Source organism: Pseudomonas sp. B611 (assembly GCF_055407965.1).
This window is the reverse complement of the sequence record NZ_JBUZST010000002.1, coordinates 285,842-309,434: the sequence shown is the minus strand read 5'-3', so window position 1 is coordinate 309,434 and position 23,593 is coordinate 285,842. Positions and strand designations below refer to the sequence as shown.

General features: G+C 64.6%; 18 protein-coding genes. 6 read left to right on the top strand and 12 right to left on the bottom strand.

What is annotated here, in order from left to right; all coding sequences use genetic code 11:
- Nucleotides 1-55: 55 nt before the first annotated feature.
- Nucleotides 56-907 (bottom strand): SDR family oxidoreductase, encoded by an 852-nt coding sequence (locus ACZRMO_RS06400; protein WP_463972289.1) that lies wholly within the window; start codon nucleotides 905-907, stop codon nucleotides 56-58.
- A gap of 187 nt (nucleotides 908-1,094) precedes the next feature.
- On the opposite strand from ACZRMO_RS06400, the gene exbB reads away from it, so the two are divergent.
- From exbB to ACZRMO_RS06370, 6 genes are all read left to right on the top strand, one after another.
- Nucleotides 1,095-2,084, top strand: a complete 990-nt coding sequence (gene exbB / locus ACZRMO_RS06395; RefSeq protein WP_463972288.1) for a tonB-system energizer ExbB — start codon at nucleotides 1,095-1,097, stop codon at nucleotides 2,082-2,084.
- 6 nt (nucleotides 2,085-2,090) lie between these two features.
- Nucleotides 2,091-2,516: a TonB system transport protein ExbD gene (exbD, locus tag ACZRMO_RS06390; RefSeq protein WP_017735752.1), complete on the top strand. Its 426-nt coding sequence runs from the start codon at nucleotides 2,091-2,093 to the stop codon at nucleotides 2,514-2,516.
- Nucleotides 2,513-3,259, top strand: a complete 747-nt coding sequence (locus ACZRMO_RS06385) for a TonB family protein (protein ID WP_463972287.1) — start codon at nucleotides 2,513-2,515, stop codon at nucleotides 3,257-3,259. Before exbD ends, ACZRMO_RS06385 begins: the two co-directional genes overlap by 4 nt.
- Before the next feature lie 185 nt (nucleotides 3,260-3,444).
- Complete coding sequence (locus tag ACZRMO_RS06380) at nucleotides 3,445-4,365, top strand: LysR substrate-binding domain-containing protein (RefSeq protein ID WP_463972286.1); 921 nt, start codon at nucleotides 3,445-3,447, stop codon at nucleotides 4,363-4,365.
- A gap of 8 nt (nucleotides 4,366-4,373) precedes the next feature.
- Entirely contained in the window at nucleotides 4,374-6,449 is a 2,076-nt protein-coding gene (gene recG / locus ACZRMO_RS06375; protein WP_257781775.1) for an ATP-dependent DNA helicase RecG, read from the top strand.
- A gap of 77 nt (nucleotides 6,450-6,526) precedes the next feature.
- The gene (locus tag ACZRMO_RS06370) at nucleotides 6,527-7,927 is read left to right on the top strand and encodes an aminoacyl-tRNA deacylase and HDOD domain-containing protein (protein WP_463972285.1); all 1,401 of its coding nucleotides are present in this window, start codon (nucleotides 6,527-6,529) and stop codon (nucleotides 7,925-7,927) included.
- 119 nt (nucleotides 7,928-8,046) lie between these two features.
- Here ACZRMO_RS06370 and ACZRMO_RS06365 read toward each other — a convergent pair whose 3' ends face one another.
- From ACZRMO_RS06365 to tssK, 11 genes are all read right to left on the bottom strand, one after another.
- Nucleotides 8,047-8,421, bottom strand: a complete 375-nt coding sequence (locus ACZRMO_RS06365) for a hypothetical protein (protein ID WP_003195530.1) — start codon at nucleotides 8,419-8,421, stop codon at nucleotides 8,047-8,049.
- Between the two features lie 123 nt (nucleotides 8,422-8,544).
- Entirely contained in the window at nucleotides 8,545-9,480 is a 936-nt protein-coding gene (gene tagQ / locus ACZRMO_RS06360) for a type VI secretion system-associated lipoprotein TagQ (RefSeq protein WP_207040331.1), read from the bottom strand.
- An 83-nt stretch (nucleotides 9,481-9,563) separates the two neighbouring features.
- The gene (locus ACZRMO_RS06355) at nucleotides 9,564-11,273 is read right to left on the bottom strand and encodes a formylglycine-generating enzyme family protein (protein WP_463972284.1); all 1,710 of its coding nucleotides are present in this window, start codon (nucleotides 11,271-11,273) and stop codon (nucleotides 9,564-9,566) included.
- Entirely contained in the window at nucleotides 11,266-12,444 is a 1,179-nt protein-coding gene (locus ACZRMO_RS06350) for an ABC transporter permease family protein (RefSeq protein WP_463972283.1), read from the bottom strand. Before ACZRMO_RS06350 ends, ACZRMO_RS06355 begins: the two co-directional genes overlap by 8 nt.
- The gene (locus ACZRMO_RS06345; protein WP_463972282.1) at nucleotides 12,444-13,148 is read right to left on the bottom strand and encodes an ABC transporter ATP-binding protein; all 705 of its coding nucleotides are present in this window, start codon (nucleotides 13,146-13,148) and stop codon (nucleotides 12,444-12,446) included. Before ACZRMO_RS06345 ends, ACZRMO_RS06350 begins: the two co-directional genes overlap by 1 nt.
- Complete coding sequence (locus tag ACZRMO_RS06340) at nucleotides 13,148-16,090, bottom strand: serine/threonine-protein kinase (RefSeq protein ID WP_463972281.1); 2,943 nt, start codon at nucleotides 16,088-16,090, stop codon at nucleotides 13,148-13,150. Before ACZRMO_RS06340 ends, ACZRMO_RS06345 begins: the two co-directional genes overlap by 1 nt.
- The gene (locus ACZRMO_RS06335) at nucleotides 16,087-16,806 is read right to left on the bottom strand and encodes a PP2C family protein-serine/threonine phosphatase (protein ID WP_463972280.1); all 720 of its coding nucleotides are present in this window, start codon (nucleotides 16,804-16,806) and stop codon (nucleotides 16,087-16,089) included. Before ACZRMO_RS06335 ends, ACZRMO_RS06340 begins: the two co-directional genes overlap by 4 nt.
- Entirely contained in the window at nucleotides 16,807-17,460 is a 654-nt protein-coding gene (gene tagF / locus ACZRMO_RS06330; RefSeq protein ID WP_463972279.1) for a type VI secretion system-associated protein TagF, read from the bottom strand.
- A complete protein-coding gene (gene tssM, locus ACZRMO_RS06325; protein ID WP_463972278.1) occupies nucleotides 17,457-20,957 on the bottom strand; it encodes a type VI secretion system membrane subunit TssM in 3,501 nt (1,166 codons plus the stop codon). Before tssM ends, tagF begins: the two co-directional genes overlap by 4 nt.
- Complete coding sequence (locus ACZRMO_RS06320) at nucleotides 20,954-22,243, bottom strand: DotU family type VI secretion system protein (RefSeq protein WP_463972277.1); 1,290 nt, start codon at nucleotides 22,241-22,243, stop codon at nucleotides 20,954-20,956. The genes tssM and ACZRMO_RS06320 overlap by 4 nt, the downstream gene beginning before the upstream one ends.
- A 6-nt stretch (nucleotides 22,244-22,249) precedes the next feature.
- Nucleotides 22,250-23,584, bottom strand: a complete 1,335-nt coding sequence (gene tssK / locus ACZRMO_RS06315; RefSeq protein WP_463972276.1) for a type VI secretion system baseplate subunit TssK — start codon at nucleotides 23,582-23,584, stop codon at nucleotides 22,250-22,252.
- Nucleotides 23,585-23,593: the final 9 nt, after the last annotated feature.

The window sequence follows — 23,593 nt, the reverse complement described above, 5'->3', positions numbered from 1 at the left end:
TCGACTGATCCACCGCATTCGCAAGCAAGCCCGCTCCCACATTTTTGACCGCGTTTCAGCCCTTTAGGATGGCCGCATAACCTTCACGATAGCTCGGGTAAGTTGGTTTCCAGCCCAGAGCCTTCACCCGCGCATTACTGCACTGCTTACTCCCCGCACGCCTCACACTGGCGTCATCCGCCCATTCCGTCACGCCCAGATACTCACGCAACCAACCCACCACCTCCGCCAACGGCGCCGGTGCATCGTCAACGCCGATATAGACCTTGTCCAACTGGCCGCCCTGCTCCACATGCCGCAGCAAAAAGGCCAGCAAGCCCGCCGCGTCGTCGGCATGAATGCGGTTGCCATATAAAGGTGGGTCGATTGCCACGCGGTAGCCCCGGCGCACTTGGGTCAGTAGCCATTCACGGCCCGGGCCGTAGATGCCGGTCAAGCGCACGATGCTTGCCGGGATGCCGCTATCGAGCGCCACTTGCTCGGCTTCCAGCATCACTTGCCCGGAATAGCCCTGCGCCTGGGTGTCGGACGATTCATCAACCCACTCACCGTTCTGCTGCCCGTACACGCTGCTGCTGGAGACAAACAGCAGGTGTTTCGGCGCCTGCCCGTAGTCGTCCAACCACTCCAGCACATGCTTCAAGCCCTGCACGTAAGCCGCGCGATACCCGGCCTCGTCGTGGTCCGTCGCGGCAGCGCAATACACCAGGTAATCCACTCCGCCAATCGGCCAGGTATCCGGGCAGTCCTTGTTGAACAGGTCACCGGCAATGCCGATCACCCCGTCGGGCAGGCGCGAAACATCGCGACGCAGGCCATGGACCTCCCATTCCGAGGCCAGCAATTGGCTAGCCAGCCGACTACCCACATCGCCGCAACCGGCAATCACAACAGAAGGCGCAGACATCACAAAACTCCGTTCTCAAAGGTCTAGATTAGCCTTCACAGCTGACCAGCGGCCAGAAAAAGGACAAATAAAGTTACTGTATTACTTCTGTTAACAAGAATTACTTGCAATAATAAGCCCCCATTTGTCCTCGGCCCCTGGGTCTTGATGGACGATCACCCATTTTTTCTTCTCAGGTCCGGCCAGCATGACACGTAATACAACCCCCGCTTCGCCAACCACGTCCCGCGCCTGGCGCGCGATTGCCGCGCTGTTGTTCAGCGTCCTGCTGGCTCCGACCGCAGCCTTCGCCGACGCCACCGCCCCGGCAACCCCTGCCGCTGCCGCTGCCGAACACAACACTGCAGCACCTGCCGCTGCTCCGGCAGCCGCTCCAGCAGCTGCACCGGCCGCCACCGATCCGGCCCTGGCTGCAGACCCGGCAGCCGCTGACGAAACCGGCGTCGTCCTGGAAGAAGACAACACCCTGGGCATGGCCCATGACCTGTCGCCTTGGGGCATGTACCAGAATGCTGACGTCGTCGTGAAGGCCGTGATGATCGGCCTGGCCATCGCCTCGATCATTACCTGGACCATCTGGATCGCCAAGGGCTTCGAGCTGCTGGGCGCCAAGCGTCGCCTGCGCACTGAAATCGTCCACCTGAAAAAAGCCACCACCCTCAAGGAAGCCAGCGAAAGCGCGACCAAGAAGGGCACCCTGGCCAACACCCTGGTGCACGACGCCCTGGAAGAAATGCGCCTGTCGGCCAACACCCGTGAAAAAGAAGGCATCAAGGAACGTGTGGCTTTCCGTCTTGAGCGCCTGGTGGCTGCCTGCGGTCGCAACATGAGCAGCGGCACCGGCGTGCTGGCAACCATCGGTTCCACCGCACCGTTCGTCGGTCTGTTCGGCACCGTATGGGGCATCATGAACAGCTTCATCGGCATCGCCAAAACTCAGACCACCAACCTCGCCGTCGTTGCCCCAGGCATCGCCGAAGCCCTGCTGGCTACTGCCCTGGGCCTGGTTGCTGCGATCCCTGCGGTAGTGATCTACAACGTCTTCGCCCGCTCGATTGCCGGCTACAAGGCCCAGGTATCGGACGCGTCGGCGGAAGTCCTGCTGCTGGTCAGCCGCGACCTCGATCACCTGCCTACCGAGCGCAGCTCGCAACCGCACATGGTGAAAGTGGGGTAATCGGCCATGGGCCTGCATTTGAATCAAGGCGACGACGAACTCGTCGAGAACCACGAAATCAACGTCACGCCGTTTATCGACGTGATGCTGGTGCTGCTGATCATCTTCATGGTGGCCGCACCGCTGGCAACCGTGGATATCAAGGTCGACCTGCCCGCCTCCAGCGCCAAGCCGGCGCCGCGGCCAGAGAAACCGGTGTTCCTCAGCGTCAAGGCGGACCAGCGTCTGTTCCTGGGCGAAGAAGAAGTCAAATCCGAAACCCTCGGCCAGGTGCTCGACGCCAAGACCCAAGGCAAGAAAGATACGACGATCTTCTTCCAGGCCGACAAGGGCGTGGACTACGGCGACTTGATGAGCGTGATGGATGCCCTGCGGGCAGCCGGCTACCTCAAGGTAGGCCTGGTCGGACTAGAGACGGCAGCCAAGAAATGATCACGACGCGCCACAAACTGACGCGTTATGGCACAAGCCTCGCTGTCGTGCTGGGCGTGCATGCCGTCGCGATTATCATCGCGCTTCAATGGTCCGCGCCGCACACGGTGCAGTTGCCGCCGGCTGCCATGGTCATCGACCTGGCACCGATGCCCGCGCCGCCACCTCCGGCCCCGCCGAAGGTGATCACGCCGCCGCAACCGCCGGCACCGGTAGAAGAACTGCCATTGCCGAAACTGGCCGAAGCACCCAAGCCGACGATCCAGGTGCCCAAGCCGGTCAAGCCCAAACCAAAACCGCAGCCACCCAAGCCGGTGGAGAAAAAGGTCGAGCCGCCCAAGGAAAAACCTTCCGAAGAGCCGCCGAGCGACGCGCCACCGACCAACGCGCCTGCGGAGAAATCGGCCCAGCCCGTACCTGGCCCGTCGCCCCAACAGGTGGCAGCCAAGGCATCCTGGGAAGGCTCCCTGCTGGCGCATTTGCAGAAGTACAAGAAGTACCCGCCCGGCGCCCAGGCCCGTGGCAAGGAAGGCCTGAACCGCCTGCGCTTCGTGGTCGATGGTGAAGGCAACGTGCTGTCCTACGAGTTGGTGGGCCGCTCCGGCAATGCCGACCTGGACCGTGCCACCCTGGACATGATCCGTCGTGCCCAGCCACTGCCCAAGCCGCCGGCCGACATGCTCAAGGGCGGCACCATCGAGATCGTTGCACCGTTCGTGTACAACATCGAGAAACGCCGCTAAACAGTTGTGCAAAACAATGTGGGAGAGGGTGCAAACCCCCTCCCACATTTTGTTTCGTCGCCACAAAAAGTCCCTTTCCCACAAAATCCCCGGCATTCCCCGCTCAATCCCCAACAAACTTCTGATAACGTGCGTCTATCGATTGCAGCCGTTATGCTTGACCCGCAACCTCATGGACGCTCGCTATGACTCTTACCGAATTACGCTACATCGTGACGCTCGCCCAAGAACAACACTTCGGCCACGCGGCCGAGCGTTGCCACGTCAGCCAGCCGACGCTGTCGGTAGGCGTGAAAAAGCTTGAAGACGAACTCGGTGTGCTGATTTTCGAGCGCAGCAAAAGCGCCGTGCGCCTCACCCCAGTGGGCGAAGGCATTGTTGCCCAGGCCCAGAAGGTGCTGGAGCAAGCGCAAAGCATTCGCGAGCTGGCCCAGGCCGGTAAGAACCAACTGACCGCACCGCTGAAAGTCGGCGCCATCTACACCGTCGGCCCCTACCTGTTCCCGCACCTGATCCCGCAACTGCACCGCGTCGCGCCGCAGATGCCGCTGTATATCGAAGAAAACTTCACCCACGTGCTGCGCGACAAACTGCGCAACGGCGAGCTGGACGCGGTCATCATCGCCCTGCCGTTCAACGAGGCGGATGTGCTGACCCTGCCGCTCTACGACGAGCCGTTCCAGGTGTTGATGCCGGCCGACCACCCGTGGACCAAAAAAGACACCATTGACGCCGCCCTGCTCAACGACAAGAGCCTGCTGCTGCTCGGCGAAGGCCACTGCTTCCGCGACCAGGTACTGGAAGCCTGCCCGACCCTGACCAAGGGCAACGACGGCGCCAAGCACACCACCGTAGAATCCAGCTCCCTGGAAACCATCCGCCATATGGTCGCCTCCGGCCTGGGCATTTCGATCCTGCCGTTGTCGGCAGTCGACAGCCATCACTACGCCCCCGGCGTGATCGAAGTGCGCCCGCTGACGCCACCGGTGCCGTTCCGCACCGTGGCCATCGCCTGGCGCGCCAGCTTCCCACGGCCCAAAGCCATTGACATCCTCGCCGACTCGATCCGCCTGTGCTCGGTGGCCAAGCCGCCCGTTGCGAGCTAAGCCCGCGTATGACTGAGCTGTCGCAGGTATCGGTGACGGCACTCAAGGGTGTCGGTGAAGCCATGGCCGAGAAGTTGGCCAAGGTCGGCCTGGAGAACCTCCAGGACGTGCTTTTCCACCTGCCCCTGCGCTATCAGGACCGCACCCGCGTGGTGCCCATCGGCCATTTGCGCCCTGGGCAGGATGCGGTGGTCGAAGGCACCGTCAGCGGCGCCGATGTCGTCATGGGCAAGCGCCGCAGCCTGGTGGTGCGCCTGCAAGACGGCACCGGCGGCCTGAGCCTGCGCTTCTACCATTTCAGCAATGCGCAGAAGGAAGGCCTCAAGCGCGGCACCCGCGTGCGCTGCTACGGCGAAGCGCGCCCCGGGGCTTCGGGTCTGGAGATCTACCACCCGGAATACCGCGCCATCACCGGCGACGAACCGCCTCCGGTAGACACCACCCTAACGCCGATCTACCCGCTCACCGAAGGCCTGACGCAACAGCGCCTGCGCCAACTGTGCACGCAGACCCTGACGATGCTCGGCCCAAAAAGCCTGCCCGACTGGCTGCCGCTGGAGCTTGCCCGCGACTACCAACTGGCACCGCTGGACGATGCAATCCGCTACCTGCATCACCCGCCAGCCGACGCCGATGTGGACGAACTGGCCCTCGGACACCACTGGGCCCAGCACCGCCTGGCCTTTGAAGAACTGCTCACGCACCAACTGTCCCAGCAACGCCTGCGCGAAAGCATGCGCTCCCTGCGCGCGCCCGCAATGCCCAAGGCCACAAAGCTGCCCGCGCAATACCTGGCCAACCTCGGCTTTGCGCCGACCGGTGCGCAGCAGCGCGTCGGCAATGAAATCGCCTACGACCTCAGCCAGAAAGAACCCATGCTGCGCCTGATCCAGGGCGATGTAGGCGCCGGCAAGACCGTAGTCGCCGCCCTCGCCGCCCTGCAAGCCCTGGAAGCCGGCTACCAGGTGGCGCTGATGGCACCCACCGAGATTCTCGCCGAGCAGCACTTCATCACCTTCAAGCGCTGGCTCGAACCCCTGGGCCTGGAAGTGGCGTGGCTGGCCGGCAAGCTCAAGGGCAAGAACCGCGCAGCCGCGCTGGAGCAGATCGCCGGCGGCGCACCAATGGTGGTGGGCACCCACGCGCTGTTCCAGGACGAAGTAAAGTTCAAGAACCTGGCCCTGGTAATCATCGACGAACAGCACCGCTTCGGCGTGCAACAGCGCCTGGCCCTGCGCCAGAAAGGCGTGGGCGGGCGCATGAACCCGCACCAGTTGATCATGACCGCCACACCGATCCCACGCACCTTGGCGATGAGCGCCTACGCCGATCTCGACACCTCGATCCTCGACGAACTGCCCCCCGGCCGGACCCCAGTCAACACCGTGCTGGTCACCGACACCCGCCGCGTCGAAGTGATCGAACGCGTGCGCGGCGCCTGTGCCGAAGGCCGCCAGGCGTACTGGGTGTGCACGCTGATCGAAGAGTCCGAAGAGCTGACCTGCCAGGCCGCCGAAACCACCTATGAAGACCTCACCAGCGCCCTTGGCGAACTCAAGGTCGGGCTGATCCACGGCCGCATGAAGCCCGCCGAAAAAGCCGCGGTGATGGCCGAATTCAAGGCCGGCAACCTGCAACTGCTGGTGGCCACCACGGTGATCGAGGTCGGTGTGGACGTGCCCAACGCCAGCCTGATGATCATCGAAAACCCCGAGCGCCTGGGCCTCGCCCAACTGCACCAATTGCGCGGCCGCGTTGGCCGGGGCAGCGCCGCCAGCCATTGCGTGCTGCTCTATCACCCGCCGCTGTCACAAATCGGCCGCCAGCGCCTGGGCATCATGCGCGAAACCAACGACGGTTTTGTCATCGCCGAAAAAGACCTCGAACTGCGCGGTCCCGGCGAAATGCTTGGCACGCGCCAGACCGGCCTGCTGCAATTCAAGGTCGCTGACCTGATGCGCGACGCCGACCTGTTGCCCGCCGTGCGCGATGCCGCGCAAGCCTTGCTGGAGCGCTGGCCGGAACACGTCAGCCCACTGCTGGACCGCTGGCTTAGACATGGGCAGCAATACGGCCAAGTGTGACGCCTGACTCACTTATACGACCAACAGATGTACCAAGCTGGTTATACTCCGTTGACTGTAAGAAATTGGATCAGGCCATGTCAGAAGTTGCCCTCGCCACAGCCCCACTGACCGCCCCGCCGGTCATTCAGGCTCTGCTCGCAAAGCTCGCCATCCCCTACACGGAAGTCACCGAACACCCAGGCTTGAACCCTGCACGAAAGGTTCAAGCGGTGTTGCTGGAAGATGCGGTGGGCGCTCTGATGGTGCTGTTCCCGCAGAACCAACTGCTCGACCTCAACCGCCTCGCCGAACTCACCGGGCGCCGTCTTACAGCCGTGTCGCCAGAGCGCGTCGAGCGCATGCTGGGCAAGCACGACCTGGCCCTGCTGCCCGGCTTGCCGGCACTGACCAGCTCGCCGTGCCTGTACGAAGGCAGCCTGCTCAACGAACCAAGCCTGCTGGTGCATTCGGGTGAAGCCGGGTTGCTGCTGGAGATCGCCAGCGAGCACTTCAAAAGCATGCTCACCAAGGCCAGCGCCGCCCAGTTCGGCGAGCCCCTGAGCAACATCCGCCCGAACCTCGACCGCCCCAACGATGACCGTGAGGAAATCACCCAGGCGATGCAGGCGTTCACCGCCCGCCGCATCCAGCAACGCCTGGAAGCGACCATCGAGATTCCGCCGCTTGCCGACACCGCACAGAAGATCATCAAGCTGCGCGTCGACCCCAATGCCACCATCGATGACATCACCGGCGTGGTGGAAACCGACCCCGCCCTCGCCGCCCAAGTGGTGAGCTGGGCCGCGTCGCCGTACTACGCTTCGCCGGGCAAGATTCGTTCAGTGGAAGACGCCATCGTCCGCGTGCTGGGCTTCGACCTGGTGATCAACCTCGCGCTGGGCCTGGCCCTGGGCAAGACCCTGAGCCTGCCCAAGGACCACCCGCACCAGTCCACGCCGTACTGGCACCAGTCGATCTACACCGCCGCCGTGATCGAAGGCCTGACCCGCGCCATGCCCCGCGCCCAGCGCCCGGAAGCCGGCCTGACCTACCTCGCCGGCCTGCTGCACAACTTTGGCTACCTGCTGCTGGCCCACGTGTTCCCGCCGCACTTCTCGCTGATCTGCCGCCACCTGGAGGTCAACCCGCACCTGTGCCACAGCTACGTGGAACAGCACCTGCTGGGGATCAGCCGCGAACAGATCGGCGCCTGGCTGATGCGCTACTGGGACATGCCGGACGAGTTGTCCACGGCCCTGCGCTTCCAGCACGACCCGACTTACGACGGCCAATACGCTGAGTATCCGAATCTGGTGTGTCTGGCCGTGCGCTTGCTGCGCAGCCGTGGCATCGGTTCCGGGCCGGACGAAGCCATTCCCGATGAACTGCTTGAGCGCCTGGGCTTGACCCGGGACAAGGCGGAGGAAGTGGTGGGCAAGGTGTTGGATGCCGAGGTGCTGTTGCGTGAATTGGCCTCGCAGTTCAGTCAGGCCTGAATGATCGTTCCCACGCTCCGCGTGGGAATGCCACCCTGGACGCTCCGCGTCCGCCCTTGAAGTCGTGACGCGGAGCGTCACAGGATGCGTTCCCACGCAGAGCGTGGGAACGATCAAGCCTACTTCTTTTTCTTCGGCTTCAAATACTTGGTCAACCCCTGGAACCAGATCACCAGCGCCGGGTTGCCCTTGATCTGGATCGACTTGTCCTGAATCCCCGTCATGAACGCCAGTTGCTTGTTCTTCGCCTGCATCGTGGCGAAGCCGTAGGCGGCATCCTTGAACGCAATCGCAAACGCCGGCGCCGGGTGAACACCCGAACGGCTGGTGATGCGCTGGTCTTTGACGATGAAGTGACGGGCAACCTTGCCGTCGAGGGTCTGCAACTGGAAGGCCAGGTCTTTATCGCCCAGCTGTTGCTGGAAGGCAGGGTTGGTGCGGCTGGCTTTGCCCATCATCAGGCCCAGCACCCACAGGAGAAGACGAAATTTCATGCACACGGCCTCGGGTAATTATTGAGTGGCCGCAGCAGTGTAACGATTTGCAAAAAGAACGCCACCGATCTGGCGCATTAGCGGAAGATCGGCTGGCGTTTGACGCTTATAGCAGCATGTTACTTAAACGTTAGGGCAAGGTACCGGCGCCCAGTCGGTCAGGTTCGGATCGCGGCAAGTGCCTTCGATCTGCGCTTTACCGGCGCTGGCGACCTTCTTGCTTTCAGCCTGGCTGACTTTCACGGTCTGGAAGCTTTTCTCGGTATCGACGGCTTCACGCGGCACTACTGGCAGTGGTGGCTTTTTCGGTGGCTTGACGACTTTGTTGCCTTTGTTGGCTTTACCCGCCGGTGCGACCACCGCTGCGGTGTCGGCCGTGGCGACGGTGACCACATCGGCACGTTGCACGCTGACCTGTTGCAGGTCTTTTTCGTACGCCTGGTTGTAGTTGTTCAGGTCCTCGGCGGCCTTGCCGTTGACCGCAACGATCAGGTCGTTGGATTCCTTCAGGCCCGCGACGATTTCTGCCAGGCGCTTGCGGCCTTCGGTGTCGTTGACGGTCTTGGCCTTGCGGTCGTTGACCAGCTTGGTGAACGCGCTCTGGTAGCACTGCTGCGACGCCTTGGCGTAGGCGGTGCTGCGGTCGATGTCGGACGCACTTTTGTTGACGTCAGTGGCGTAGGACGCAATGCGCTGGTTGTCATCGCTGATCTGCTTCTGACGCTCGGTGTAGTAACCCGCCGCGCCACCCGCCAGGGCGCCGCCCGCTGCGCCGATCGCCGCGTTGCGGCCGCGCTTGTCGGAGTCGCCGGTCAGGGCGCCCAGCAGTGCACCACCGGCTGCGCCGAGGGCGGCACCGGTGACGACCGACTTGGTCATGTCCGAATCGGTGCTGCGCAGGTGCTGCACCGGCTCGTAGCAGTTCGGGTAGTACTCGACCTTGGTGCTCGACGCGACCTTGGACGCCGGCGACGTGGCGCAACCGGTCAGCACGGTGCTGAAGCCGGCCGCGATCAACAACAAGTGACGCTTGGAAACCGCCTTACGGGAAAAAAGCATAGGTGTGTTCTCTTTTAGTTTGACTTGCCCAGCACGGCCCAACGCCGCCTGAGTCCCTTCCAAGCTCGCCATACAGCCAGCGCTCATCGCTGACCGCTCGCTGCGAGCAATTCCTTCAAAATCGTCGCCGGGTCGGCCCGCTGTTGCTTGCGGTAGTTGCCGACATGGCGGACGAACAGTGTCGCGCGCGTCACCAGGCTCTTGCCGAGCACCGGCTTGCGATCCAACTCTTCCTTGATTCGTTGAAACTGCGCCTGGATCACCGCATCGGTGTAGCGCGTGCCGGTGGCCAGGTTGTCGATGTAGATCGCTACCGCGCCGTCGAGGGCGCTGCGGCCGTTGGCAATGGCCATCGCAAACAGCTGCGCGCTGGCTTCGTCCTTGTTGTCCACGGCCTGCTGGCGACTCTTCTGCAAATTGGCCAGGCGGATGTTGTAGTTGCCGATGGTTTCGGCTACCAACGCCGCCGACTGGATCAGGTTGCCCGCCGCTTCTTCGCGTTGCTGGGCGATCAGCGAGACGTTGCGCTTGAGCTCTTCGTTGACCAGCCCCAGCTCGGCTTGCAGCTTGGGATCGGCGCTGGCGGCGATGATGCTGTCCAGGCGCTTGGTCGGGTCCTGGGCGTCGTCGATGGCGTCGGTCAGCGCGGCCAGGCGGCCTTCTTTCTGCCACTGCGCAAACAGTTCCTTGTAGCGCGAACGCGGCGCCGACAACGCGCCAATCGCCACGCGAAAACCGGTGGTCTCGTTGCTTTGCTCGGTGCCGTCGGCGCCAAACAATGGGTACTCGCGGCGCATGCCGGTAAACAGCGTGCCCTCGCCTTCAAGGTAGTTGCCGCCCTTGACCACAAAGCCGCCATAGGTGCCCTGGCGACGTCCGGCGTGCACCAGTTGGAAGGATTCCTGGACCATCTCGGCGGCGTTGCCGATCACGTCGAACATCCCGATGGGGTTGGGCAATTTCGTCCCAATGGGCATCAGCCGTGCAGCCTGGCCGGTGCCACCAGCGACCTGGTTGAACACCGCGTAATCGCCCAGCGGGCCGTCGCTGTCACTGCCTTCGGCGCGGCGCGGGAACAGGCGGCCTTCCAGGTCCTGACGGCTCACCGCCTGGCCGCCGCGCGCGGCGAATTCCCATTCGATTTCGGTGGGCAAACGCACAAAACCGACGCCACCATCCTCCGCCGACGAACCGCGCCCGCTCACCGGCAGCAAGTCGCGGTGGTATTTCAGCAGCCACGCGCTGTACACCGCCGAGAAGCGCTCAGCTTCAAAGCGTGACAACTTCACCTTGGGCAATCGCCCGGCCATGCCGCTGGGCGCATCACAGGCCGGCGCCGGTTCGCCGCTGGCCAAGGATTGCGCCTGGGCCATGACCTGAGCGTACTGGCGGGCGGTCACTTCGTACTTGCCGATGAAGTACAGCATCGGCTTGAGCGGCGTCTTGGCGTCGGTCTTCGGCATCAACGGCGTGATGACCTTGCTCCATGCCTTGGGCAGATCCTTGAGGGTGAACTGGCCGTTGATAAAGTCGCGGCGGTAGCCGGAAATAAACGACTGCTGATAACCCGCCTCGCCCTCGGCAAAGGGGTAGCCGAGGCTGATCTCGCGGTCGTCCAGGGTGCCTTGGGCCAGCACGTAGGCGTAGCGGAACACCATGTTGCCGTCACACGGCAACGGCAGGCTGACGTCGCCTTCCAAGGGTTTTGGATTGTCGAGTTTGTCACTCGCTTCATCCGCCCAGGCCATCGAGGCCAGGCTCAGCGCCACGGCGGCGCCCAGTAACTTATACATCTCTGATTCCTTCAGAAGCCTGGATCCGCGCCACTCGCCAACCACCACACAACGCCGCCACGGCGCTGACGCCCATGACTGCAACCAGGGCCAGGCCGTAATGACGCGCCAACAGGTGGCTGGCGTACTCGCCCGGCACCTGCACGAAAAGTTGATTCAAACCCGCCTCGGCCAGGCCATACAGCCCGGCACTGAGCACGGCGGCAAAACCTGCGCTGTACAGCGCTTGCAGCACCAAAAACAACAACAGCGCGCTGGTGGAAAACCCCAACAGGCGCAACACCGACAATTCCCGACGCTTACGCGCCACGGCGGCCAGCGCCCCGGCGAAGATCGCCGCAAACGCCCCCGCCAACGCCAAGCCGCAGATCACCCAGAACACGATCGACAGGTTGCGGCTCAACGACTGCACCTGGGCGATGGTGTGTGCCTGGGTCGAAACCAACAGGTTCTGTCCGGCGAAAAACACCCGCAATGTTTCAACATCGGTGAGGCTGCGGGCGTACAAGCGAAACGCCGGATAGATGCGCTGGTCACTCACCGCCTCACCCGTCCAACCCAACACCGGCACCGCTCGGCCGTCGCGATAATCTTCCGCCGCTTCCAACAGCCGCAGATCGGCAAACAAACCGTCACGGGTAAAGGCCTCCAGCGGCAATACCGCCAGTACCTGCACGCGCGTGCGCTGGCTCTCGACACGCCCCGCCACTTGCCGTGCAAACAGCGTTTCCAGCCAATCCCCGGGCCGCGCCGCGAGCTTTTCGGCGGCGGTGTGGCTGAGCACGATCTGGTCGAGACCCTGGGGCATCGGCAGACCGCTCAACAGCGGATCACCCGGCGCCGTCGGCAGCATCTCCAACGTCAACGCGCCCACCTGCGCCGTCGCCGCAATCTGCCGCGTACGCGGGACCGCGAAGGCCACGTCACTGCGCTCGCCCAACTGCTCGATAAATGCGCTGCTGAATCGACCACCGCCCAGCGGAATAATTTCACGGGTGGCGGGGTCGTTTTCCAAACGTTCGGTCAAACTGCTAACCAGTCCAAATTTCAGGCCGAACAACACCAGCAACGGTGCGATCACCGCCACCAGCGCCAGCACTGAACACGCCGACAGCCACGCGTCATTGCGGTAGTCCTGCCAGGCCAGGGACGCCACCAGACCGCTGCGCATCAGCACACCTCCCCGAGGGTGGCGGTGACGCCGCCGTCGGCATCGCGGCGGCAACTGATGCGCCGCACCTGCAAGCCACTGGCGCGGGCCAGCGGTTCGTCATGGGTGGCGATCACACAGGCAGCGCGGTGTTCGCGGGCCTGGGCCAACAGCGCGTGCATCACGCGTTCGGCATTCAACGGGTCAAGGGACGCGGTGGGTTCATCCGCCAACACCAATTGCGGCGCGTGGGCCAGGGCGCGCGCGCAACTCACGCGCTGGCGCTGGCCCACCGACAACGCGGCGGGCTTCTTCGCCAACTGATCGCTGATTTCCAGTTGCTCGGCCAGGCGCGCCACGCTGCCGTCATCCGGCAAACCCAGCAGTTGCCGGGACAGGGCGATATTCCCGCGCACATCCAAAAAGCCCAGCAGGCCGCCGGTTTGCAGCACATACCCAAGGTGCCGGCTGCGCAGCGCCGCCAGGCTCGATTGCTGATCCGCGCGCCACAGCCCGGCAATGTCCTGCTGATGGAATTCAAACCGCCCCACCTGATCCGGCGCCAACACCAGCGCGAGCACATCCAGCAAGGTGCTCTTGCCGCAGCCGCTCGGCCCGACAATCGCCACCTGCTCACCCGCACGCAGGTGCAGCGCCGGGATCACCAGGCTATAGCGCTGGCTACCGACGCCCCGGCTCTTGTGCACCGCGTTCAGGTCCAGCATCACGGCAACGTCGACAACGGCACGCGGTACAACGCGTCACCCGGCTCGGCATCGCCGAAACGCACCCAGTTGGCCAGGTCGTTGTGGAAGGTTTCGTAGAGGCGGATTTTCGAATCCAGCTCGTCGATAAAGTCTTCCTGCTCGGCCACGCTCAACGACAGCCACAAGTCCTGGGTCATGTTCAGCGACTTGCTGCGGTACGGCAGGCCTTCCAGATACTCGCCAAGCAGGCCGCCATCCGCCAGGTTGCCGCCCTTGCGCAAGGCTTGCGGGTCGCGGCTCATGTAGGCCGAGGCGCTGGCGATTTCCTGGAAGAAATCCTTCGGCGAGGACTGGGTTTTGCGCGCCGCGTCGACGATCAGTTTCAGCGACTGCTGCAAGTCGTTGAGCTGCAACTTGGTCAGCATCACGCACACCTGAAACGCTGGCAGCGCCGGGTTGGTGAGGTCGCGGTCGGCGGTCCAGGCGCTGACCAGCTGCGGTGCCTGGCTGGCGGTTTTGCGGCCGAGGAAATCCATGTGCATGGCATAACCGACGGCGGCGGATTTGTCCGCCAGGCTCGGCGCGCTGCCCAGCAATGGCGACGGCTGTGGCGTGTTGCTGCGCACCTGGTGCACGAGGTTGGCGAACACCGTGCCGATCTCATCCACACGCTCGCCCAACTTGCGCACATCGCCGCCGGGCACCGCCGTGTAGAGGTCGCCGATCTGCGGGTTGGCATCAGCGGTAAGGATGCGGTATTGGCTTTCGGCACCGGCGTGTGTGGCCTTGCCAGCGTCGGTGCGCAGGTGCAGGGCGTAGATCTTGATCTGCTTGCCCAACGCCGCCTGGCGCACTTCGGCTTCGTTCATCTGGGTGGCGGCGAACGGGTCGCTCTTGCGCAGCGCACCTGCGTCGGTGACCAGCAGGATGATGCGCCCGCCGTAGCCCGACCAATCCATGCCATCCACGGCCTGCATCACGCCGGCAAACGCGTCTTCGTTGAAGGAATGGCTGGAGACGGTGGACGCCTTGACCTGCCGCGCCATGTCGAGGAAGCGTTGCGGATCGCGGCCTTGATCCAGGGTGATCAGGGTCTTGGACACGTATTCCAGGCCCGGCGTCTTCTTGGTGCTGCTGCGGAAGCCGACCATGCCGAAGCTCACACTGTCCAACTCGCCACGCTCGGCGATGCGGGTTTGCAGTTCGTGCACCACGTCGCGGACCTGGTCGATATAGGGCTGCATCGACACGGTGGTATCAACCACCAACACCACGGCGGTGCGGAACGCATCGGCGTTGGCCACAGGCTTGGCGGCGCGGGTGCCCGGGTCGATGGACGCGACATTGAGCAACTGCACCGGCTGGCCGTTTTCGTCAAAGCTCTCTTTGGAATCGAAGATCGGCAGCAGGTAGAACTGGTTCTGCGGCACGGCGCTGGCGGTCGGTTCCAGGGCGAGGACCTGGCTGTTGTCGTCGCTGTTTTTCTGCGCCTTGGCCAAGGCACCTTTGGCGACGGCGGGATCGGCCAAGAGCTTTTCCACCTCGGCCGATTGGCGCAGGAACATCACCGGCGCCCGGCCCGAGCGCTCGGTGAACTTGAGCACCAGGCTCTGCTTCCAGTCGCTGACCTGGGCCGCCGGCAACCAACCGTCGCTGCGCCCATCGGTGGCGGCGCCGACGCGCACCCAAGGGCTGCCATCGACGTCCTTGCGCTGGTACACGTAGAGCACGGAGAACGCCGGCAAGGCTTTGCCCGGCGCACTGCCGGCGTCGCTGGAAAGCTTGGCGCCGGGCTTGCTCAGCACACGTTGGAACAGGGTTTTCTTGCCCGCCATCAGCAGCGGGCGCTGGCCGCCGTCCACGTCGGCAACGGGCGGCGGGGTCACGGTAGGTACGGCCGCAACGGGCGGCTTGGCATCCGGTGCATCACTGCCGCTCAACCACCAGTAACTGGCACCACCAATCGCCAACGCCACGGCCACGGCAACCGCCGCCAGCGCCAGCACCGGGCCACGGCGCTGTTCGCTGTGCTGGGTCGGCGGCACCACCGGTTGGCGCAGCGGCTGGGGTTTGTCGGTGGGGATCTCGATGGACTCCGGGGTGATCCCCGCCAGGTCAAAACTCATCGGGATCGGCAGCGGCCGCACCAAGGTGGCCTCCGGCGAATCCATCGGCAATTGATCCAGCGCCAGCAACAGCGCCGCCGCATCCGGGAAACGCTCGGCGGGGTCCTTGGCCAACAGTTTGCGCAGCACGTTCTGATAACGGCCGTGGTGCACCGGCAATTCCGGCAACGGCTCGGTCAGGTGCGCCAGTGCCGTCGACAGCGCGTCGGTGCCGCTGTAGGGCAGCTTGCCGACGAGGATTTCATACAGCACCACGCCCAGCGCATACAGGTCGGCGCGGCCATCGATCTCCTGGCCCCGCGCCTGTTCCGGGCTCATATAGCTCGGCGTGCCCACGGCAAAACCGGCCTGGGTGAACTGGGTGCGGTCGTCCAGGGACTTGGCGATGCCGAAGTCCGACAACACCGCCGTACCGTCCGCGCGGAACAGAATGTTCGCCGGCTTGACGTCACGGTGCACCAAGCCTTGCGCGTGGGCATAACCCAGCGCCGAGGCGATCTGGCGGATCAGCGTCACCCCCTGTTCCGGGGTCATGCCGGCGGCGATGCGCTCCTTGAGCGTGCCGTTGGGCAGGTATTCCATGGCCATGTAATACAGCTCACCGACGTTGCCGATGTCATGGATGGTCACCGTGTGCGGGTGCGACAGGCGCGCCAGGGTCTTGCCCTCGCGCAGGAACCGCTCGCAGAAGGTTGGGTCGGCCGCCAGCGCCGCCGCCATCACCTTCAACGCCACCTTGCGCTCCAACGAACGCTGGGTCGCCAGGTACACGCTGGCCATGGCGCCTTCGCCGATCTCGCCGTGGATGTCGTAGCCAGGGATCAGGATATTCATGGGCAGACCTTCACGACGATCGTGGTGATGTTGTCCGGCGCGCCCCGGTTAAGCCCCAGGTGCACCAGGCTGCGCACGATTTCGTCCGGGGCGTCATGGCTGAGCACCTCGCGGATTTCGTGGTCTTCGACGGTCTTGTTGAGGCCGTCGCTGCACAGCAGGTAGCTGTCACCGGGGGCGATCAGCAGGTCGACCACCGCCAGCTCCAGTTGGGCTTCGACGCCGATGGCGCGGGTGACGATATTGGCGCGCGGGTGCACGCGGGCATCGGCTTCGCTGAGCAGGCCGCTGTCTTGCAGGTCTTGCACGTAGCTGTGGTCGCGGGAGATGCGCTCCAGCACGCCGTCGCGCAGGCGGTACAGGCGGCTGTCGCCGGCCCACACGCACACGCCGCGCAAGCCGCGCGCGGCCAGCAGCACCACGGTGCTGCCCATCAGGGTCACGCCACGGTTGGCGGTTTCTTCACGCACGGCGGCGTTGATGCGGATCAGGTCGTTGCGCAGCGCCGCCGAGTATTCGTCGAGGGAACGGCCCAGCGGCACTGTGCGCAGGCTGTCGACAATCAGGCTACTGACGTAATCCCCCGCCGCGTGCCCGCCCATGCCGTCGGCGACCACCCACAGGCGGTTTTCCGGCAGGTCCAGACAGGCGTCTTCGTTGACCTGACGCACCATGCCCACATGGCTTTTGCTCGCGGATTTGTACGTTGCGCCCATCTACACCACACCTTCTTGTCCGAGCAAAAACTGCGCAAAATCGTCGGTGGCAGGCAAGCCCTGGCACCGCAATAAACCTGGAGCAATCCGTTCAGAACCGCGCCCCCACCACAGGCTCGCGCCTTCGCAGGCCTGTTCGGCGAGCGCGTTCATGCGCCCGTGGGGCAAGGTCGCGGCCACCCGTTGCAGGCCGGCGAAACGGCTGTCCACCGCACGCAGTTCGGTCAGCGGCACACCGAGCGCGTCGATGCCGGCGTTGAACCCTTCAAAGGTCGCACCGCTGTCGAGGGTGCTAAGCAGCAACTCTTCGGCCTGTTCAAACCAGGTGTCCGGCCCGCCGACGAGGGACGCCGGGTTGGTGTCGTGGTCGAGCAACGTGACCACCGCCAACGGGAAATAGCGCCCGACCCGATCAATGCTCGGCATCACCACGCCCGCCGCCGCATCCGGCCCGCACACGCCCGGCGCCAGCACAAAGCGCCACAGCGGGCTGACCAGGTACACGTTGAGCCAGTCGCCCCCCAGGCGCTGTTGGCTGGCGAGCAAACCCGCCGCCAGCCAGCTGTCCCACGGGCCGACAAAACTCTGGGGCAAGGTGCGGCTGACAAAGTCGCCACGGCTGGCCAACTTGCCGTAGAAACCCACCGTCGTCATAGCCGCTCCGGCAGGCTGAAGCCGCTGAGTACGCGGCTCTTGAACGGGTTGAACGCGCTGTTGGCACGCAACTCGTAGGCGATGCTCGCGCCATCCACACGCAGGCGCAGGTTGAAGCGGTCCGGCGAGTTGCCAGCGCTGAGGTCCGATTGCTCCAGCAGGCGGAACCACGCCCATGGGCCATCCAGGGTCACGCCGGAACGGCCACTGGCGGCAGGCGGCATGATCGACAGGCGCACCACGCCGATGCTGCCGGGGTTCGGCCATTGCATGGCGACCGGACGACTGGGGCCGTGGTCGTAGCTCAGTTGCTGGCCGTCGAGGTCGAGCAGGAACTGGGTGATGGTCGGGTCCATCGACACCGGTTTGAGCTCGAAACGCACGATGGGTTGGGTGCCGCCAGCGCGGAAGAACGCATCACGAATCGTCGCGGCACGCTGGAAGGTTTGCAGCACCCCCGGTGCAATCCCCAGCTTCTGCGCCGCACCCGGCTGCCAGCGCCAAGTCTGCGCGGACGTGTCCACGTAGGGCTGCAAGTACTTGCGGAAGTAGTTGTCCATCACCCCGCCGACGCCGAAGAACATGCCGAAATCATCCAGCGTCGCGTCCCGCGCACTGCCCGGCGACATCGGGTAACGACCCGCCAGCGACTGGCGATACACGTTGACCACTTCGCTCATCCACGCTGCATTCAACTGGTTGCGCACGCCGCCCATCATGCTGTTGGTGGTGGAATTGACCACCGACTTGACCATGCCCTGCACCAACGGTGGCTGGCGTTCGGCATTCAGGCTGACCCGCGTGGCCGCAGCCGCCGCCTGGTTCTTCGCCTCGCCGAGCAAGGCATCGCCGCTGGCGCCGACCATGGCGCTGACCTGCACATACAGCGCGTTCATGTCGGCCAGCAAGCCGTCGATGGCCGCCGGTTCGCCGTCGTTCTTGCTGACGATGCTGTTGAGTTCGGCAAAGTGCGCCGTCACCGGATCATCCGTTGCCGGCGCTGTATTCGCGCTTGGCTGCTCCTGGCCGAGCAGGTTGCCCAGGCGTTCCTTGAGCTTGTCCACACCGCCTTCCACCGGCACGCCCTTGGCCGCCAACTGGCGTTCTTCGGCTTGCAGATCGGTTTCCTTGGCCACCGCCACCAGCAGCTTTTTCAGCGGCGAGGTCGGACCGGAAATCACCCGCAGCACATCGGCCGCCTGGGCGACGCTGGTGATGGGCACGAAGTCGATGTCAGCGAGCAACGCATCCCACTGGCGCTGATAGTCCTGGAAATACAGGCGGCGCACATCCCCGGCGAGGCTGATCACGTTCTGCTGATCGGCCTGTTCATGGCCCAGCACCCACTGCTCTTCGGCGAGGGTGCCGGTCTGGTTCAGGCTGCTCAACAGGAACGCCTGGCGATAACCCTTGGCGGTGAAGAAGCCACTCAGCGGCTCGCCCAGCGGCTTGCCACTTTTACGGCTGAACACCAACGCCGCATCGCGACCGGCTGCTTCGTTGAGACGGAAGTCGGGGATGCCTTCGGGCAGCTTCTGGCGTTTGACCCGGTCGTACACGCGCTGGGCCACCGGCAGTTGTTGCAGTTGGCGGCGCAGGTCGTCGATCAAGCGCGGATCAAGCCGCGCAGTCGGCGGATGACGCTCGAACAGCGCCTGCAAGTGCCCGGCCAGAGCCTGGCGCTGGTCAGCGGGCAGGTCGCGGGGCAGGTTGCGGTCCCAGTCGAGGGCGATCCAGGCCTTGATGAATTCCGGGTCGTAATGCTCGCTGTCGGCGAGCATCAGGTAGGCCTTGAGGCCTTCGTAGAGGAAGTCGGAATTGCCGCCGCCGTGCAGTTGCTCCTCGATCCGCGTCACCAAACGCGGCGCGAACACGGCGATCAACAGCTTGCGGTAGACGCTGGCCGACTCGGCTTCAAGCATGTCGCCCTGATACAGGCCCAGGCCTTCGGACATATTCGGCGAGTCCCCGGCGAGGTTCCTCACCGCGTTGAGCAGCGGCAGCACAGCGAGCACTTCGCGTTGCGCCGGGCTCAGGTTCTGCACGGCCTGGCCCAGAGGGGCGACCTTCTGATCGACCTGGGCGATGTAGGCCTGGTTGGCGCGATAACTCACCCACCACAGGCCGCTGACTACCACGACCAACGCCACGGTGGCCGCGAGCACACCCCGGGCAATCCACTTGCGCCGCCGTTCGACCTTGGGGTTCACCCCCACCAGCCCGCGCTCGGCAAACGCCACGGCGGTGAACAGTTTTTCGATGAAGTAACTGCGCCCGGTGCCGCTCTGCCGCGCCAGGTGTTGGCGGTCGAGGTTCATGCTCTGCGCCATGGCACCGATCAGGCGATCAATCGGGCTGCCTTCCTGGGTGCCGCTGGTGAAGTACACGCCGCGCAGCAGCACGCGCTCTTCAAAGGCGTTGGGTTTGAACACGCCTTCGAGGAAGCTTTGCAGGCAATCCTTCAACGCGCCGAACTGCTGCGGGAAGCCGTAGATCAGGTCGCGCCGCGCCGGGTCGCGTTCCTGTTGCAGGCGTTCCACCAGGCGTTCGTTGAGGCGTTGTTCCAGCCCGGCGAATTCGCTTTGCAAGTGGGCCAGCGGGCTGTCGCTGTGTTTGCCGTCGTCCAGGGCAAAGGTCATGCCCCACACCTGGGCGCGTTCTTCCTTGCTCAGGTTGTCGAAGTACTCCATGAAGCCCGGCACCAGGTCGAGCTTGGTCAGCATCAGGTAGATGGGGAAACGCACGCCCAACTGGGTGTACAGCTCCTGGATGCGCAGGCGGATGGCAGCGGCGTGGGCGGCGCGCTCGGCGTCGCTGCCGAGCAGCAGGTCCGACAGGCTGATGGCGATAAAGGCGCCATCGATAGGCCGGCGCGAACGCTGCTTTTTCAGCAGGTCGAGAAAGCCCAGCCACGCGGCTTTATCCACCGTGGAGTTGCTGTCCTGGGTGGTGTAGCGGCCAGCGGTGTCGAGCAGTACGGCCTGGTCGGTAAACCACCAGTCGCAGTTGCGCGTACCGCCGACGCCGCGTACCGCGCCGGCGCCCAACTGCGCGGCCAGCGGGAAATGCAGGCCGGAATTGACCAGCGCCGTGGTCTTGCCCGAACCCGGTGGGCCGATGATCACGTACCACGGCAGCTCGTAGAGGTTGCGCCGTTCATCGCCACCGAGCTTGGCTTTTTTCAGCAGGGCCAGGGCCTCGTCCATGCGCTGGCGCAGGGTGCTGAGTTCTTCGGCAGTGGCCACGCTGTTGGGATCCGCCGGGGTTTCGGCGGCCAGGCTGCGCATCACTTCGGCGGCTTGTCGCTGCGCCTGGACGATGCGCCATACGCGGTAGGCAATCCACACGCCGAACACCAGGATGATCAGCGCCCAACGGCGCCCCTCGGGCACCAACACGTCGAGCAACGGCCCGACAAACCAGATGATCAGGCTCAGGGCGATCAGCCCCAGCAACGGGATCACCCAGCGAATCATGAAACTGAACAACGCCTTCACTCGACGCCCTCCGCCAATACGGTGATTTCAACCCGACGATTGCGGGCGCGGCCTTCGGCTGTGCTGTTGGTGGCCAGCGGCTCGGTGTCGCTGCGCCCTTCGGCGCTGAAGCGCTCGCCCTGGCCGGTCTTGGCCGCCAGGATATCCAGCACCGACTTGGCCCGCGCCTCGGACAGCGCCCAGTTGGACGGGAAGCGCAACGTGGCAATCGGGCGGTTGTCGCTGTGCCCGGTGACGCGCACCTGGCCCTTCACTTTGCGGATGGCATCGGCGATGCGCAGCATCAGCGGCTGGTAGTCATCGACAATGCTGGCGCTGGCGGAAGCAAAGAGTTCGTCACCGCGAATGGTCACCACGGAGCGGTCCACCGCATCTTCCACGGCCACGCGACCGGCCTTGATGTCGTCCACCAAAAAGCCCGCCAGGCGTGGCCGCTCGATGACTTTCGGCTGCGCCACGGGGCGGTCGATGGCCTGCACCGGGATCTCGCCCAGGGCATGGATATTCTTGAACACCGGCTCGGCATCCGCCGCCAGCTTGAGGCGCAAGCCAAACAGCAGCGCCAGCAGCAGCGCGACGCCGATGGCCACGGTGATCCACGGCGGCATGAATTGCGCCAGGCGATCCCGCGCCACCGTCACGCCGCGCCAATGCGGCGACAGCTCACGCTCGTGTTCGCCACGAGCACTGCGAATCGCCGCCGCCGTTCGCTCGCGCAAGGCTTCCAACTGGCTGCGCCCGTCGCTCATCACACGGTAACGGCCTTCGAAACCCAGGCACAGGCACAGGTACAGCAGCTCCAGCAGGTACAGGCGTTCCCGCGGGCTTTGCAGGCAGTGGTCGAGCAACTGGAAGACTTTTTCGCCGCCCCAGGCTTCGTTGTGCACGGTGATCAGCAGGCTCTGCTTGCCCCAGTCACTGGTGCTGCCCCACGGCGTGCTCAGCACCGCTTCATCGAGGGCAGTACACAGCGCGTAGCGCGCCAGCAGCACCTCGTTGCGGGCGATGCCGGCCGCTTCGGCGCGCTCTTCGAACTGGCGCAGGTACGCCAGCAATTGCGCACGCAGGCTGGCCGGCGCCGGGTGGGCGATGGTATTGCGCAGGCGGGTCAGCAGCGCCAGCAACGGGCCGGCGGCGCTTTCCAGGGGGTTGAGGCCCTGGCTTTTGCCGGTGAGCATCGGCGCGGCCGGCACCGACAAGGGCGCAGGCTCGGCACGCGCAGGCTCCGGCGCACGGCCACCGGGACGCGGCATGAACTGGGTGCGATCGTCATCATTGGGGTGCATCGCGGATTATCCTCGGATCGCCCAGAAGGCCAGGTTCAAGCCCGGGAACTGCCCGGCGATATGGAAGGCGAAACCGCCGGAATTGTTCAGTTGCTGCCAATGCTCGCTGCCGCGATCCAGCTCGTAGTAGGTGGAACCGGCGTGATACGGGATCTGCCGTGGCGCCACCGGCAACGGCAGCAGGCTGATGCCCGGCAGTTGCAGGTTGACCATGTCGCGGATGTGCTCCACCGAGCCGACTTTGCTTTGCTGGCCGAAGCGCGCGCGCAGGGTTTCGGCGGGCACGTCGGCGCGCACCACCAGGATGAAACTGGCGCTGTCGAGCAGGGTTTTGTCGGCCAGCATCGCCACGTGGATGCCGTAGGCCTTCTCCACAATCGGGATCGGCGTGGCCTTGCTGTCGATCAGCATCGACAGGGCTTCACGCAACGCGAGCATCACCGGGGCGAAGCTCAGGGCCAGGTCGTCGTGTTGGTACTGCGGGTATTCCTGCGGGCGCCGGCCAGAAGTGGAGAAGGTCGAAAATTCGCCGGCCAGGCTCACCAGTTCGCTGAAGAAACGCTCCGGGTGCAGCGGGCTCAACTGGTTGAAATGCTGGATCAGCGGCTGCGCGCGGTTGACCAGTTGCAGCAGCATGAAGTCGGCAATCTCCGACGCACCACCGGCGCCCGAAGCGACTACGCGGCCCGCCAATGCCTCGCCACGCTGGTGCAGCAGGCCCAGCAGTTCGCTGCGAAAGGCCGCCAGCGGTTTGCTCGCAGCCACGTCCAGCACCGGTGGGATGTAAGTGTCGTCGAGTACCAGTGCGCGGTCGGCGCGCTTTTCCTTGATGCGCACCAGACCGATGGCGGCGTAGTCGCTGATGCCGTCTTGCGCGCTCAGCAGGCGCAGGGCGCGAGAGCCCACGGCCACCGGCGCACGGTTTTCGAACGGCGCGTTGTCGTCACGCACTTCGCGCACCTGGCTCACATAACGCGCGGCTTCCAGGGCTTCGCCCTCATCCACGGTGTCGCGCGCGCCGGCACGCTTGAGCGGCAGGGCCAGGTAGACCAGGCCGTCGCGCAGGTTGTCGTCGATATTCAGCGGGCTCGGCGCCAGGTCATCTTGGGGGATGTTGAACGGCGTGCCATCGGGCAACAGGCCGCGTGCCGAGACGATGGCGAGCTTGCCCTGGGCCAGCAGGCCCTGGTCGATCAGCAACTCGGAGAAGCCCCAGCTACCAGCGGACAGCGGGCGGCTGCGGGCGTCGATCAGGTTTTCCAGGTAACGGTCATGCTGCTGGAAGTGCTGCGTTCCGATGAACATGCCTTCCGACCAGACCACGCGATTGTTCCAGGACATGGGGGCTCC